We start from the raw sequence: 13,337 nt of genomic DNA on the forward strand, positions 1-13,337 counted from the left end.
CGGGCAGGCGCGCCCCGCTTGCGGGCCGCATTGATCCTTCCTTGAACTCAATTCGGCACGCACGTCTTCATCTCTTCGGCTGGCTAAGCCACCTCGCTCGTAGGGGCGGCGGTGTCTCGGACGGAGTTGAGGATCGTGATCAGGCGGTCGACGTCGGCGGACGGGAAGATCGAGTCCGGCCCGTGCGGGGCGATGTCACTGAACGGGGATTCGTAGAGCCGTGCGGGCTCCATGACGCCGTTCTGGGTCAGGTGGCTGACGATCAGGTTGACGAAGTTGATCTGGTTCGCGGTCAGGGTGCGGCCGGCGAGGAACTCGCCGAACGCTTCGGTGGCCGCTTCCCGGTCGAGGCCGACCAGCGAGCGGATGAACAGCCCGAGCCCGTGAGCCGACCGGCGGGCCTCGTCGATGTCCTCGGTGCCGCCGCCGCTGGCCGCCAGCATCCGCTCCAGCTCATCGAGGTCGGTCGGGGAGAGCTGCTTGTTGCGGCGCAGCTTCTGCAACGCCAGGTGGTCCTCGTGCGCGCGCAGGTACACCCGGGCCTTCGCGCGGAACCGCTCGAAGTCCGTGCCGATCTTGATGTCGTTCAGCGTGATGACGGAGATCTCGCCCAGCTCGTCGGTGAAGTCGGTGTAGACGATGGCCCGCTTCGACCTCTCGATCAGCTTGACCAGCCCGCGGAGGCGGCGGCGCATCAGCTCCAGCATCGGCAGGGTGACGTCCTGCCACCACCCGTCGCCGGCCACCTCGTCGAGGAGCTGCTGCTGCTCCCGGACCGCCGGGATGCTCGTCTGCTCCAGCAGCGTCGACGCGATCTCCTGCACCTGCCGGCGCAGCCGGTCGTAGGCGGGTTCCACGTCAAGTTGGCCGAGCTGCAGGCGCAGCACCAGCAGGTCGAACCGCTTGGCGGCCTCGTCCTCGTCCTTCACGGCGGTGGGTAGGCCGGCGAGGTTGCCGCCGATCTCGTCCACGGCCTCCGGGGTGAGCCGATGCCAGTGCTCGAAGTCGACGTAGTACTCCACCAGCCGCCGCTTGGGGCGTACAACGAAGTTGTCGAGGTGGATGTTCTCCACCCGGCGGTGGAGGTTGCGGGCGAGGTCCCAGCGCAGCGCCGCCTCGCTCTGCGTCCCGTCGGCCTCTGCCTCCGCGCTGGCGTCGGGGGGGAGGCGCTGGTCGAGGCGGTAGATCAGTTCGAGCTGGGCCTTGAACAGCCGCTCGGTCAGCGACTCACCCAGCGTGCCCTCCGCCGCCTTCGGGTTGTGGTTGAAGAACTCGAAGTTCTGGCAGAAGTCGAAGATGAAGAAGTCCTGCTTGTCCTGGCCGGGACCGTAGAGATCCATGCAGAGCCGGGTGCCGCGGCCGATCATCTGCCAGAACTTCGACTTCGACCGCACGATCTTGAAGAAGACCAGGTTGACGACCTCGGGCACGTCGATGCCGGTGTCGAGCATGTCCACCGAGATCGCGATGTGCGGGTCCTTCTCCTTCTGCGAGAAGGCGTCGATGAGGCTCTGGGCGTACTCGGTCTTGTGGGTGATGACGCGGGCCAGGTGGCCGCGGTGCATCGGGTACGCGAGGTCGAACCGCTTCTGGATGAAGTCGGCGTGGGCGTTGTTCTTGGCGAAGATGATGGTCTTGCCGATCCGGTCGCCGCCCGCGACGTGGTGGCCGTGGGTCATCAACGTCTCCAGCACCTTGTCCACGGTGTCGGCGTTGAACAGCCACTTGTTGACCGCGTCCGGGTCGATGCTGTCCGGCGGCCCGTCCTCACCCCAGTCGAGGGCGTCCCAGTCGTCCTTCTCCTCCTCGGTGAGGTCGTCGTAGCGGATGCCGTCGCGCTGGAACTTCAGCGGTACGGAGACCGCCCGCGGCGGCACGAGGAAGCCCTCGTTGACCGCGTCGTCGAGGTCGTAGTGGTCGGTGGGTACGCCGTCTTCGAGGTTGAACAGGCTGTAGGTGTTGCGGTCGATCTCGTTGCGCGGGGTCGCAGTCAGCCCGACCAGCAGGCTGTCGAACCAGGAGAAGATCGCCCGGTACTTCTGGTAGACCGAGCGGTGCGCCTCGTCGATGATGACCAGGTCGAAGTAGCCAGGCCCGAAGCGCCGCTCGCCGCTCGCGGTCTCGTTGATCAGGCCCATCATCGTCGGGTACGTCGAGACGTACACCCGGCCCTCGGTGTTCTTCTCGGTGACCAGATTGACCGTCGCCGCGTCGGGCAGGTGCGCCTTGAACGCGTTGACCGCCTGGTTGACCAGCGCGTTGCGGTCGGCGAGGAACAGCACCCGCTTGACCCAGTTGGCCCGCATCAGCAGGTCGACCAGGGCGATCACGGTACGGGTCTTGCCGGCGCCGGTGGCCATCACGACGAGCGCCTGCCGCTGCCGCTGCGTCTCGAACGCCTCGCCGATGTTCCGGATCGCCCGGTGCTGGTAGTACCGCTCGACGATCTCCTGCTTGATCGGCACGTCCGCGAGTGGCTTGCGGGTGTCGCGGCGCCGGATCAGAAGCTGGAGCTCTTCCTTCGTGTAGAAGCCCTGCACCGGGCGCGGCGGATAGGCGGTGTCGTCCCAGAGCCAGGTCTCGTAGCCGTTGGTGTAGAAGATGACCGGACGCTGGCCGTACCGCTGCTCCAGGCAGTCGGCATACAGCTTGGCCTGCTGCTGGCCGACGGTCGCGTCCCGGCGGGTCCGCTTGGCCTCGACCACCGCGAGCGGCTTGCCGTCGTCACCCCACAGGACGTAATCGACGTACCCGGTGCCCGTGGCGTTGGGCATGCCGGTGACCTCGAACTCGCGGTCCTCCGGGCGGTCCAGCCGCCAGCCGGCCTCCCCCAGCATGAGGTCGATGTAGAGGTCGCGGGTCTGCGCCTCGTCGTAGTCGTGGTCGTCGGGGCGGGCCTCGTTGGCGGCCTTCGCGGCGGCGATCTCGGCGCGCAGCTTCGCCACCTCGGCGTCGAGGGTGGCGGACTTCTCGCGCTCGGCGGCCAGCGCCGCGTCCTGGGCGGCGAGCTTGTCAGCCAGCGTCTTGAGCTCGGCCTGGGTCTGCTGCCGGACCTGCGAGGGGATCGGCCGGGGGATCAGATCCGGGTTGAAGGCCAAGGCACTCGCCGGGACCTTCGCCTGGTCACGGGTGTAGTGCCGGGCGATCCAGTACATGACGTGGAACAGCTCGCGGACGACCGGCACCGCCTCCTTCGTCGTCACCGGCGTGCCCTTGTGAACGGCCGTGTTGCCCTGCTTGCGGATGATGTTCATCTTCGCCTGGAGGCTGTTGCCCACCAGGTTGCGCAGCGACGGCTCGTGGATCATCGCCGACAGGTCGTCCTTGTACGGCTTGCTAAGCGTGCTGTCGGCCTCGAATAGCCAGGTGAGAGCGAGTTCGAGCGTCCGCCGGGCGTAGAAGCACGAGGCCCGCGGGTCGGCGACGGCCAGCCGCTCGGCCCGCAGGGCCTCGCCAAATAGTCCGGGCCACTCGGCCCGCAGGAACGCGAAGTTGCTCATCGAGCGCCAACTCCCCATAGTCGACAGCCCTCGATCGTCTCACGTCAGAGCAACCCCCGGAAGGCCCGATCCTGCAACGACGCAAACAGCGCATCCAGCTCAGCGAGGTGCGCCGAATGTCGCCGTCGGAGCGCGTCGACAGCAGCGATCTGACGGGCGAAGTCGTCCTGCAGACTCAAGGGCGGAGCAAAGAACGAGACGCTTGCCAACATCGTCTGGTTGACCTTGTAGGTGCCGTTGGTCGTGCGGGCAACGGCTTCGATCTGCCTTCGAACTGCACCGGAGCGCCAGACGTGCTCCAGGAAGGCAGGCCGAACCCTGGTTGTTTGAATGCGAGCGGCGATAACCGTGTCCGGGAAGGTTGTGTCAGCCATGGGTTCGTAAGGAAAGAAGGCACGACCTACGAGGCTGAGGTTTCCATTACCCCTGCAGATCAGGAAATCCGACGGATGCACGGTCTGCGCGGCAGGAGGTGGTGCGAGGAAGGTGGCACGCTTTCGCGCCGTCGGGTCAAAGCGCTGTCCTGTGATACTCGACAAAGTAAGAACGAGTCCCTCGATCTGACCGCGAGTCGCAGGCGACAGTCCGTTGCGGAGTGGCATAGCTAGAACGTCGTCGAGCGTGACCAGAGGCCAGTCCATCGGGTTCGCATCCGGTGATCCGAACATGTCGAGGAAGATGGACTGGGTCAAGTCGTCGAGGAAGGCGCGGGAATCGCGGCGCTTGGCACGCAGCTCGTCCGCCCGATCCAGCACCTCCGCAATCCTCCGCTGTTCTTCAATCGGAGGCAGGGGAACTGAAATCGAAGCTAGGCTCTGCCGAGTAATTTGTGGCTGTGCCGAGCCCGTGATGGCCTTTCGAAGGCCAGCTTGGCGCAGAGCAAGGACTAGGTATTCGAGGTGTACGCGTGATTCATCCAGGTCGTCGAGGGCCATGGCGTTGCCCGTAACGTAGGAATTTGGCTCGCACACATTGATTGTTCCGCATGTTGCGCCGCGGCAAGTGATTAAGACTGTCCGCTTCTCGTGGTTGAAGCTGCTGTAGTAGCCAATCCTGCCATTCGCGCCGTAGACAGGAAAGCCCGATTCCGTGAAGGCGCTCTTCGCGATAGTAGGCCATTGCTTAGGATGGCAGATTTCGTAGAGCGGCGTCATAGCCCCAAAATTCCCCGAGGCGGTCACCGGAGCATCGCCTTCAGGTTGGACATGCCCTGCTGGATCTCAGCCTCCAAGCGCTCCAGGTCGGCGACGATGTCGAGCGGCGAGCGGTGCTCGGCCTCCTCGTGGACGACCTCCTTGTACCGGTTGAGGCTGAGGTCGTAGCCCTGCTCGACGATGTCGGCCTTGGGTACGCAGAAGCTCTGCTCGGTCCGGGCCCGCTGCAACTCCTCGCCGTCGCGCCGGAACCAGCGAGCAAGCGCGTCGGGCAGGTTGTTCTTAGCGTGCTCGTCCTCGGCCAACGCCACGTCCGGCATCGGCCCGAGCTTCTCGGTTGCCAGCCGCGGGGTCCGCTTGTCATCGAGACTCCAGCCGTCGGCGGTCACGTCGTAGAACCAGACGTTGTCGGTACCGCCGCTGTTGGTCTTGGTGAAAAGCAAAATCGCTGTGGAGACGCCGGAGTAGGGCTTGAAGGTGCCGCTGGGCAGCTTGACCACGCCGTCGAGCTTCTGGTCCTCGACCAGCATGCGGCGCAGTTCCTTGTGGGCCGTGCTTGAGCCGAAGAGCACGCCGTCCGGCACGATGACGGCCGCCCGGCCGCCGGGCTTGAGTAGCCGGAGGAAGAGGGCGAGGAAGAGCAGTTCGGTCTTCTTGGTCTTGACGACTCGCTGGAGGTCCTTGGACGTGCTCTCGTAGTCGAGGCTGCCGGCGAAGGGCGGGTTGGCCAGGATCAGCGAGTACTTCTCCGACTCGTTGCTGACGTTCTCGGCCAGCGAGTCGCGGTAACGGATGTCCGGTTTATCCACCCCGTGCAGGAGCATGTTCATGCTGCCGATTCGCAGCATGGTGCTGTCGAAGTCGAAGCCGTGGAACATGCTCTCGTGGAAGTGCTTCCGCTGCACCGCGTCGAAGAGCGCGTTCGGATGGGTTCGGCGGACGTACTCGCCGGCCTCGACGAGGAAGCCCGCGGTGCCGCAGGCCGGGTCGCAGATCTCGTCGGTCGGCGTCGGCGCCGTCATCTCGACCATGAGCTGGATGACGTGCCGTGACGTGCGGAACTGCCCGTTGTGCCCGGCCGTTGCGATCTTGCTGAGCATGTACTCGTAGAGGTCGCCTCGGATGTCCCGGTCGGTTAGCGGAAGGCCGTCGATCATGTCGACGACCTTGGCTAGGAGGGCGGCGTTGGGGATGGTGAACCGCGCGTCCTTCATGTGGTCCGAGTACGTCGAGCCGTCACCGCCGAGCGTCCGCAGGAACGGGAAGACCCGCTGGCCGACGATCTCGAACATCTCGGCCGGCGCGGCGCCCTTGAAGTGCGACCAGCGCAGGTCGTCGTACTTGCGCCCCTGCTCGTCGCAGCCCTCCGGGAAGATCCGCCGCTCCATCGGCTTGCCCAGCCGGTTCGCCTTGTTCTCCTCAAGGGTGTGCAGGTCGTCCAGCCGCTTGATGAAGAGCAGGTAGGTGATCTGCTCGATCACCTCCAACGGGTTCGAGATCCCACCCGACCAGAAGGCATCCCAGACGCGGTCGATCTTGCTCTTCAGTTCACCGGTGATCACGTAGCTTCGGCCCCCACCCCGTCGTACTGCCAAGTTGACCTAGGTTAGTCCCGCCTCCCCGCCGGGCGGGATCGGGCGTTGGGGCGAAGACTCCGCATGCCGGGGCAGCAGCGCGCGGCCGAGGATGCGTTCGAACAGCACCTCCGGTTCGGGGGCGTCTGCGGCGACAAGCGGCCCGGGCCGGTCGGTGTCGCAGTGGAATCGTGCGGCGGGCCTGGACGGCGGGATCGCGGTCAACCATCACCAGAGGTTGTGCCCGGCGACTCTCCGTTACGGCCAACCAGCGTCAGCGGCGGTGCGTGCATCCATGGATGCGCGATAAATGCCCCCCCGTCGATGGACGGAAGGGCATTTTCCCTGCTCACTGCGTGCGCCCGAAGGGACTCGAACCCCTAACCTTCTGATCCGTAGTCAGATGCTCTATCCATTGAGCTACGGGCGCTCGGTGCTCAGCCAGTCTACACACCCGGCTTTCGCGCGGAGACTCCGGGATTCGAACCCGGGAGGGGCTTTAAGACCCCAACCGCATTAGCAGTGCGGCGCCATAGACCAGACTAGGCGAAGTCTCCTCGGTGGCCCGCAGACCACCGCGCCCGAGGATACAGGTCCCCACCCACCGGGAGCAAAACGACTTCCCGCCTCCGCTGGACCGGGGTACGGACGCCTCGTGGCGACCGCTGTGCTGGAACGTGATCGCCGCTACGCTCCATCGATATGCAGGAGCAGCCGCCCAGCGAGCCCACCCGCCGAGAGCCTGCTGCGGGAGGGCGGCGACGCTCCCCCAAGGCGACCTTCACTCCACCACCGGCACCGCCCGAGCCCGCCGGCGAACCGGACACCGGGACACGACCGACCCGTCGGGCGAAGCCCGCACCGGTCGTCCTCTTCCAGCCGCCGGAGGTGGACGAGGTGCTCCCGCGCCAGAAGGCGCGTCCGGTCCCCCCGGAGTCGCCCGCTCCCGCCGCCGAACCGGAGGCACCGGCCGCCGCTCGTGGAACCGCCGATGTCGCCGGTGATCTGCCGCACACCCCAGCCGCCACCCCCGCCGAACCGCCCGAGGCGGCGGTACCGGAGGAGGCCACCGGGGCTGCGACGACCACGCGGACGGGAGCGAAGAGGGCGGCAGCCCCGAAGAAGGCGGCGCCCGGGAAGAGGGCGACGCCCACGCGGCAGGCGGCCCCGGCGAAGAAGACGAGCCCGGTCGTATCCGCCCCCAACACCACCGAGGACGGGACGACCTCCGGGGAGGACACCAGCCCCACCGGGCCGGCCCCCGCCTCCGGCACGGGCACCCGGCCACGGAAGGGGGCTGCGCGCGCGAAGACCGCCGCACTGACGAAGGCGACGCCGGCGAGCGGACCGGCCGCGCCGGCGGAGCCACGGACGGCGAGGACGGCCGCCGCGAGAGCCAGCGCGATTGAGTCACCGGACGTCGAGCCGGCGTCGGGGCGTACGCCCGGGTCGGAGCTGGGGCGGGTCGGCCGGAAGGTGCTCGACCACCCGGGGTTCGCCCCGGAGCTGCTGGCCCTGGCCGCCGTCGAGGCGGTCGGGCCGCGGGCGCGGGAGTGGGCGGCTCGGCTGCGGTCGGCGTACCCGGATGCGGGCGACGACGGTCTGGCCCGCCTCGCCACCCGGCGGTTCGTCCGGCAGGCCGGGGCGGGCGGCGCGGTCGCGGCCGTGGCGGGCCTGCTGGCGCCGGCGGCCGAACTGGCGGCGGTGCTGTGGACCCAGGCCAACCTGGTGCTGCACGTGGCGGCGGCGTACGGCCGGGACCCCGGTCATCCGGACCGGGCGGTGGAGCTGCTGGTGCTGACCCAGGTCCACCCGGACGCGCTCAGCGCGCGGGCGGCCCTGGCCGCCGCTCGCGACCTGGACGCGCCGGGTGCGGAACCGTGGGCCAGGGTGGCGGAGGCGGCCTGGCGGCTGGCGACGCCCCTCGCCGCGCAGGCCGGTGGCTGGCTGGCGCTGCGGGTGGCGTCCCGACTGCTGCCGGGTGCGGCGGTGCTGGTGGCGGCGACCGGCGACGCGGCGGCGGCGGAGCGCCTGGCGGCCCGCGCCGTCACGGCCTACCGACCGACCCGCACACGCTGACCCGCCGCGGCCCGCACGCCGCCGGACCCGAGCGGCTCCGGCGGCGCGGCGGTCAGAGCCAGTCGAACCACTCGCGGGGCAGCAGGGCGTACCCGACGAAGGCCGCGACGTCGAGCAGCGTGTGCGCGACGACCAGCGGCATCACCCGCTTCGTGCGCAGGTAGAAGAAGGTGAACACGACGCCCATCACCACGTTGCCGACGAAGGCGCCGAAGCCCTGGTAGAGGTGGTAGGACCCGCGCAGCAGCGCGCTCGCGGCGATGATCGCGCCGAGCCGCCACTGGAGCTGCCGCAGCCGGGTGACCAGGTATCCGACCACGATCACCTCCTCCAGCACCGAGTTCTGCACGGCGGCGAGGATCAGCACCGGGACGGTCCACCACAGGTCGGGTAGCGCCGCCGGCACCAGGCTGGCGTTGACCCCGAGCTGGGCGGCCACCCAGAACAGCGCGAGGCCGGGCAGGCCGATCAGCGCGGCGAGGCCGGCACCCCGGGCCAGGTCCTGGCCGGGCCGTCGGGCGTCCAGGCCGAGGGTCCGCGCAGGGTCGCCGGGGTCCCGCGCCAGCAGGTGTACGGCGAGCAGCACCGGCAGCAGCGCGAAGACGATGCCGAGCAGTTGGTACGTGAGGTCCAGGTACGGCCGGACGGACCGGGAGGTGTTCAGAGCGGCGGTCTGCGCGGACAGCGGTCCCTCGGCGGTGAGCTTGGCGACGATCGAGACCAGCGCGTAGACGGCCGACTGTCCCAGGGAGAGGCCGAGCACCAGCAGCGTCTCGGTGCCCAGGGTGCGGCGGGCCACCGGGCGATCCAGCTGAACGGTCACCGCACCACTGTGCCCGACGGGGGTGGCCGGCGGCACCGCCGATGACCCTCGTGAGCCGATCGCACATTCTGTGCGACCGGTCGACACGCTCCGTGGACATTCTATGGATGCCCGATCCGCCCTCAGGAGAAGGAGCGTCCGTGGACGACGTCGCGCGGTTGCTGAAGGAGAGCTGGACCCTGGTCGAGGAGGACCGGGAACGGCTGACCGGTCACTTCTACGCCCGGCTGTTCCTGCTCGACCCCGACCTGCGCAAGCTCTTCCCGGTGCAGATGACCGGGCAGGGCGACCGCCTGCTGGAAGCGATCATCACCGCCGTCCACACGGTGGAGGACCCGGAGAGCTTCGACGAGTTCCTTCGCGCGCTCGGCCGGGACCACCGGAAGTACCACGTGGACGCCGCGCACTACGCGACCATGGGCGTCGCGCTGTTGGACGCGCTGCGCAGCACCGCCGGTGACGGCTGGAACCTGGAGTACGACCAGGCGTGGCGGGACGCGTACGCGGCCATCTCGGAGAAGATGCTGGCCGGGGCGGCGGCCGACGACAACCCGCCGTTCTGGCACGCGGAGGTGCTGACCCACGAGCGGCACGGCCCGGACACGGCGGTGCTGACCGTACGCGCCCTCCAGCATCCGCTGGCGTGGAAGGCGGGCCAGTACGTCAGCGTCGAGGTCCCCCGGCACCACCCGCGGGTGTGGCGGACCTACTCGGTGGCGAACGCCCCGAACGAGGACAACGTGCTGGAGTTCCACATCCGTACGCCGGCCGGCGCGGGGTGGGTTTCGGGTGCGCTGGTGCGCCGGGTGCGGCCGGGCGAGCTGTTGCGGCTGGCGGCGCCGATGGGGTCGATGACCCTCGACCGCGCCTCCGAGCGGGACATCCTGCTGGTGGCCGGCGGCGTGGGGCTGGCCCCGGTGAAGGCCCTGGTCGAGGAGTTGGCCTGCTACAACCGGACCCGGTGGGTGCACGTGTTCTACGGCGCCCGCACCGAGGCGGACCTGTACGGCCTGGACGGGCTTCGGACGCTGGTCGCCGCGCACCCGTGGCTGTCGGTCACACCGGCGTGCAGCGACGACCCGGACTTCGACGGCGAGCTGGGCGACATCTCCGACGTGGTGGCGCGGTACGGGCCGTGGACCACGCACGACTGCTACGTCTCCGGCTCGGCCCGGATGGTCCGGGCCACCCTCCGGGTGCTCGCCGAGGACGACGTCCCGCCCGGGCGGACGCGGTACGACACCTTCGGCGAACTGTAGAGACCTTCCTCCCCCCCGGTCCGGGGTTGCGTGCCCCTGCCCCCTGGGGCACGCAACCCCGGTCCCCCCGAACGGGAAGCGTCAGTAGCGCCAGGGGTGGCCGGTGTCGCGGTACTCCTCGACCGGCACCAGGGGCACGCCGGGTGCCATCCGGTCGACGTAGAGCCGCCCCTCCAGGTGGTCGATCTCGTGCGCGACGAGCCGGGCCATGCCGTACTCGAACGACGTGATGATCCGCCCGCCGTCGTACCGGGCGTGCTCGACGTCGATGCGCAGTGGCCGGGGCACCAGGCCCCGGTGGTCGAAGAACGAGAGGCAGCCCTCGTACTGCTCGTCGACGTCGGAGGCGGCGTCGACGATCCGGGGGTTGAGCAGGACGACCGGCTCGGCGCCCCGGTCGGGGGGCCGGACCAGGGCGGCGGTCCGGCCGGTGCCGAGTTGCGGGGCGGCGATGCCCACCCCCTTGCTGAACGGGTGCAGCTCGTCGAGGCGCAGCAGGGCGGCGGTGAGCCGGTCCACGACGTCCCGGGCGACCTGCTCCTCGTGCGGCAGGTCGAACGGCCGGGCGGGCTGGCGCAGCAGGTCGTCGCCGCGCTGGAGGACGCCGAGGCCGCGCATGCGGTCGCTGGGCCGGACCCGGTCGGTCTCCTCCGGCTCGTTCTCCGGGCGGCCCCGGAACCGCCACTGCATCCGGTACCGCGCGTTCAGCGGCGGGTCGTCGGTCGCCCAGTCGAAGATCACCCGGTCGCCCTCGGTCCGCCGGGCGACCGGGGTCCGCAGGGGGCCCTCCTCCGCCGAGAGCGAGGTCTCCGCGCCCCAGACCTGCGGGTCGAGCGACGCCGGCAGGTCCAGGCGTACGGCGAGGTTCCGCGTCGGTACGCGGACCGCCCGCTGGAACCAGGGGCCCCACTTGTCCTGCCCGACGGTGTACGCGTACTCGATGGTGGCGCGATCGCCGGGGTAGAGCGCGAAGCGGCGGTCGGCGTTCTCGAAGAGCAGCCAGATCTCCTTGAACGCGTCGCGGTCGTGCTTGGCCCGCCAGTGCATGGGGTCCCGCTCGTCGCCGTCCATGCGGTACGCCTGTAGTTGCAGCTCGGCGAAGGTGAGCGGGTGCTCCCGGTGGTGCCGGTTGGAGCGGCCCGGGTCGTTGGGGTAGCGGTCGACGGCGACACGCACCAGGTAGCGGGTGACGGGTTCGGTGCCGGCGTTGTACAGCTCCCGGCGGATCACGCAGCGGTAGGAGTCGTCGGTGTGGGTGAGGTCGGCGTGTTCCCGTTCCACGATGAGCCCGGTGCCCGGTGGCATCCACTGTCCGGGGGCGGGCAGGTCGCGGTGGGCCTTGTCGGTCCGGGCGTGCCGCAGTACGTCGTACTCCCGGAAGCGCTGCCAGATCGCGCCGCTGGCCTCCAGGACGGCCTCGGCGCGGCGGGCGAAGTCCTCGGTGGGGCGGTGCCGGCGCCCCTCGACGTGGCTGACGTACGACGGGTCGAAGCCCATCAGGCTGGCCAGTTGTTTCTTGGACAGTCCTCGTCCGGTCCGGTAACGGGCGAGTTCGGCCGCGAAGGAGTCGGCGGCCCGATCGAGCGGTGAGGTCGTCATCGGCTTCCTCGTGGCCGGGAGTATCAGTTTCACGTTCCGTCGCCGCTCGTGTACGGATCTGGCACGTTGTCGACACGAATCTTGACAAGACAACGAAGTCCGTCGATACTGCACCGGCCATACGCGGCCGTCCGCCGTTTCCGGGTCCCCCTCGCGGGTAGTACGCCGACGCACCGGGCGGATGGCGCTTCCGGGGTCCGGGTGACCCGGACCTCTCGATCCGACCAAGGTGAGGCTTCCCTTGGAGCGGAGGCTGTGGTTAGGCTAGCCTTAGCTCAGTAACGGGGCGCTTCGGACGGGGGATGAGTCAGGTGACAGCGGTCATGCCGGGGCGCGAGGTCGCCGCCGCACCGCTGGCTCCCGTGACCGCCGCCCTGCGGCACATGTTCGGCACCGACGTCCTGCCCGGCCTCGCGCCGGGCCTGGTGGTGACCGACGAGTTCGGCTGGTCCCCGGCCACCACGCTGGTCGACGGCACCCGACTGCCCGACTTCCTCCGCGCGGCCGCCGTCCGCTGGCGCGGCACCCCGCACGCCTGCGCGGCGCTGGCCTGGAAGTCATACAGCTACTGGACGGCACTGCCGGTCGTGCTCGGCTGGGCCTCCGCGCGGCGGGTGCCGCTGCTCGACCCGGTCGACGTCCTGATTCACTTCGAGGACCACCGTCAGCTGCTCACCATGGGCCTGCGCCGCTCGACCACCGTCGCGGTGCTGCCGAACGACCCGCTCGCGCTCTCCGGCCTGCCCGAGGTCCGGGTCGTCGCCGACGAGGCTGAGCTGCTGGCCGCACTCCGGGCCTCCCTGCTCGACGCCCACCTGGCCCCGATGATCGCCGCGATCCAGGCCGAGGTACGGATCGGCGCGCGTACGCTGCTCGGCTCGGTGGCGTCCGGCATCGCGCACGGCATCCTGCGGGCCGCCGACGGCCTGCCCGGCTCCTCGGTCGACACCATCGACACGCTGCTCGGTGCCCTCGACCTGGCCGACCTGGTCGAGCTGGTGCCGGGCCCGACCGGTGAACCGACGGTGCAGCGACGGACCTGCTGCCTCGCGTTCACCCTCCCCAGCCCCAAGATCTGCCAGGGCTGCTGCGTCCGTTAGCCGCCCTCAGTCGGTGAGCGCGCGGACGTCCCAGAGCCAGACGCCCCCGGTGTACCGGGGGCGAATCCCGGTCAGCTCCGTCATGCCCCGGCGCAGCGCGTCGGCGTACGGGTGCACGCCGAGCACCACCGCGCCGGCCCGCCAGTACCGGAGATCGGCGACCGCGTCGACCCGGGACTGCGGGGTGATCGGCGGCACCGCGCCCGTACGGCGGATCTCGGTGAAGAAGTCGCTGGTCGGACGCGGCGG

At 69.5% G+C, this 13,337-nt stretch carries 8 protein-coding genes, 2 tRNA genes and 1 pseudogene; 3 read left to right on the forward strand and 8 right to left on the reverse strand.

Annotated elements, in window-relative coordinates:
- Positions 1-83: 83 nt before the first annotated feature.
- From AB0I76_RS11225 to AB0I76_RS11245, 5 genes are all read right to left on the reverse strand, one after another.
- The gene (locus AB0I76_RS11225) at positions 84-3,500 is read right to left on the reverse strand and encodes a DEAD/DEAH box helicase family protein (RefSeq protein ID WP_357033319.1); all 3,417 of its coding nucleotides are present in this window, start codon (positions 3,498-3,500) and stop codon (positions 84-86) included.
- Between the two features lie 44 nt (positions 3,501-3,544).
- The gene (locus AB0I76_RS11230) at positions 3,545-4,654 is read right to left on the reverse strand and encodes a restriction endonuclease subunit S (RefSeq protein WP_357033322.1); all 1,110 of its coding nucleotides are present in this window, start codon (positions 4,652-4,654) and stop codon (positions 3,545-3,547) included.
- Between the two features lie 23 nt (positions 4,655-4,677).
- Positions 4,678-6,249 (reverse strand): class I SAM-dependent DNA methyltransferase, encoded by a 1,572-nt coding sequence (locus tag AB0I76_RS11235; RefSeq protein ID WP_357033325.1) that lies wholly within the window; start codon positions 6,247-6,249, stop codon positions 4,678-4,680.
- 336 nt (positions 6,250-6,585) lie between these two features.
- Positions 6,586-6,658, reverse strand: a tRNA-Arg gene (locus tag AB0I76_RS11240).
- A 36-nt stretch (positions 6,659-6,694) separates the two neighbouring features.
- Positions 6,695-6,785: transfer RNA gene (locus tag AB0I76_RS11245), tRNA-Ser, on the reverse strand.
- A 145-nt stretch (positions 6,786-6,930) separates the two neighbouring features.
- Here AB0I76_RS11245 and AB0I76_RS11250 point away from each other — a divergent pair.
- Positions 6,931-8,307: a hypothetical protein gene (locus AB0I76_RS11250; protein ID WP_357033328.1), complete on the forward strand. Its 1,377-nt coding sequence runs from the start codon at positions 6,931-6,933 to the stop codon at positions 8,305-8,307.
- A gap of 52 nt (positions 8,308-8,359) precedes the next feature.
- Here the strand turns inward: AB0I76_RS11250 and AB0I76_RS11255 are convergent, their stop codons facing one another.
- Complete coding sequence (locus tag AB0I76_RS11255; RefSeq protein ID WP_357033331.1) at positions 8,360-9,130, reverse strand: CPBP family intramembrane glutamic endopeptidase; 771 nt, start codon at positions 9,128-9,130, stop codon at positions 8,360-8,362.
- Positions 9,131-9,270: 140 nt separating this feature from the next.
- Between AB0I76_RS11255 and AB0I76_RS11260 the strand changes: the two genes are divergently transcribed.
- The gene (locus AB0I76_RS11260) at positions 9,271-10,389 is read left to right on the forward strand and encodes a globin domain-containing protein (RefSeq protein WP_357033334.1); all 1,119 of its coding nucleotides are present in this window, start codon (positions 9,271-9,273) and stop codon (positions 10,387-10,389) included.
- A gap of 81 nt (positions 10,390-10,470) precedes the next feature.
- Here AB0I76_RS11260 and AB0I76_RS11265 read toward each other — a convergent pair whose 3' ends face one another.
- Positions 10,471-11,988, reverse strand: coding sequence for a peptide deformylase (locus tag AB0I76_RS11265; protein WP_357033337.1), 1,518 nt, complete (start codon positions 11,986-11,988; stop codon positions 10,471-10,473).
- Positions 11,989-12,311: 323 nt separating this feature from the next.
- Between AB0I76_RS11265 and AB0I76_RS11270 the strand changes: the two genes are divergently transcribed.
- On the forward strand, positions 12,312-13,088 hold the full coding sequence (locus tag AB0I76_RS11270) for a hypothetical protein (RefSeq protein WP_357033340.1): 777 nt from the start codon (positions 12,312-12,314) through the stop codon (positions 13,086-13,088).
- 6 nt (positions 13,089-13,094) lie between these two features.
- Here the strand turns inward: AB0I76_RS11270 and AB0I76_RS11275 are convergent.
- A pseudogene (locus tag AB0I76_RS11275) lies at positions 13,095-13,337 on the reverse strand (hypothetical protein); the annotation flags it as partial.

This window comes from Micromonospora sp. NPDC049799 (assembly GCF_040656655.1).
GTDB lineage: Bacteria > Actinomycetota > Actinomycetes > Mycobacteriales > Micromonosporaceae > Micromonospora.

Coding starts and splice junctions, on each gene's coding strand:
- AB0I76_RS11230 (WP_357033322.1), bottom strand. CDS start 4,654: ATGACGCCGCTCTACGAAATCTGCCATCCTAAGCAATGGCCTACTATC.
- AB0I76_RS11265 (WP_357033337.1), bottom strand. CDS start 11,988: ATGACGACCTCACCGCTCGATCGGGCCGCCGACTCCTTCGCGGCCGAA.
- AB0I76_RS11250 (WP_357033328.1), top strand. CDS start 6,931: ATGCAGGAGCAGCCGCCCAGCGAGCCCACCCGCCGAGAGCCTGCTGCG.
- AB0I76_RS11270 (WP_357033340.1), top strand. CDS start 12,312: ATGCCGGGGCGCGAGGTCGCCGCCGCACCGCTGGCTCCCGTGACCGCC.
- AB0I76_RS11225 (WP_357033319.1), bottom strand. CDS start 3,500: ATGAGCAACTTCGCGTTCCTGCGGGCCGAGTGGCCCGGACTATTTGGC.